Genomic DNA, 1038 nt, shown 5'->3' with positions numbered 1-1038 from the left:
GGCGCCGACCGACAGGGAGCTGTGTTCGGTCAGCCAGCAGACCATGGCGTCGACGTCGGCGGCGACGTGCGCACCGAAGGACTCCGGGCGCAGCGAGACGCGCGGATGCAGCGCCCAGCGGGTGTCGAGATCGAGCACGCCTGCCTCCATCGTCAGTACACGCCGCACATGCCGTCGATGCTGACCTCTTCGATCAGCGTCTCGGTGACCAGGTCGGCGTCGGATTCGACGGTCGCAGGCGTTGCGTTCTCGGGCATGACTACCTCCATTGTGTTGCCGGTCACCGCCGACTTTAACGTCAGTGACTGCCATAAAGGGCGGAATTCGAAAATCTCGATGGCCGCGAGCGCCTCGGCGCACCCCTCTAGACTTCCGGGAGCAGGACGGGAACGGGCCGATGAGCCCGGTGGCAGTAGAGGTGAGGCGGAAGCTTGCGTAACCACGGAGGGGCAGGGAGCGGCGCGCATTCCACACTCTCGGAGTCGGAGATCGTCGAGGCGGCGCTGCGCGTCGTGCGCGAGGACGGCGTGGAGAAATTGTCGATGCGCAGACTCTCCCGCGAGCTCGGCGTCTCGCCGATGGCGCCGTACTACTACGTCGCCGACAAGCGGGAACTGCTCGATCTGGTGGCCAGCGCGGCGCTGCTCGGGGTGCGCAAGCCCACCCGCGAGTCGGGACCGTGGCAGGAGCGCCTGCGCGACCTCATCGATCAGATAGACGATAAACTGCGCAGGCATCCCGGCCTGGGCGACATCCTGCTCGAGCAGATGCTCGGCAAGCAGCTCGACCTGATCGACGCGGTGATGGAGATCCTGTTCGACGCGGGCTTCAGCGACCGCAACGTGCTGGCCGCGTATGCGACCATCCACACCTACCTGTTCGGGCGCAGCCGGGTGAATCCGCGTGACCGCTCCGCCCCCGCGGACGTGCTGTTGCCCGAGGCGGTGGCGCGGGCCACGAAGTACATGGCGGACCTGCGCGGCAAGTACTCCTACGACTTCGGGATGGAGGTGCTGGTCGCCGGTCTCGAGGCACAGC

The 1038-nt window shown here is 66.9% G+C and carries 2 protein-coding genes; one reads left to right on the top strand and one right to left on the bottom strand.

All coding sequences use genetic code 11. The annotated features are described in order from the left end of the window. Nucleotides 1–152 precede the first annotated feature (152 nt). On the bottom strand, nt 153–257 hold the full coding sequence (gene mftA / locus ACWDNU_RS47035; protein WP_355273682.1) for a mycofactocin precursor MftA: 105 nt from the start codon (nt 255–257) through the stop codon (nt 153–155). A 174-nt stretch (nt 258–431) separates the two neighbouring features. On the opposite strand from mftA, the gene mftR2 reads away from it, so the two are divergent. Further along, nucleotides 432–1038: mycofactocin system transcriptional regulator MftR2 (mftR2, locus tag ACWDNU_RS47030; protein ID WP_449673604.1), on the top strand; the 607-nt coding region annotated here is incomplete at its 3' end.

The organism is Amycolatopsis sp. NPDC003676, from assembly GCF_053587275.1.
The sequence above is the reverse complement of the archived record's forward strand: the minus strand, read 5'-3'. Positions and strand labels throughout refer to the sequence as shown.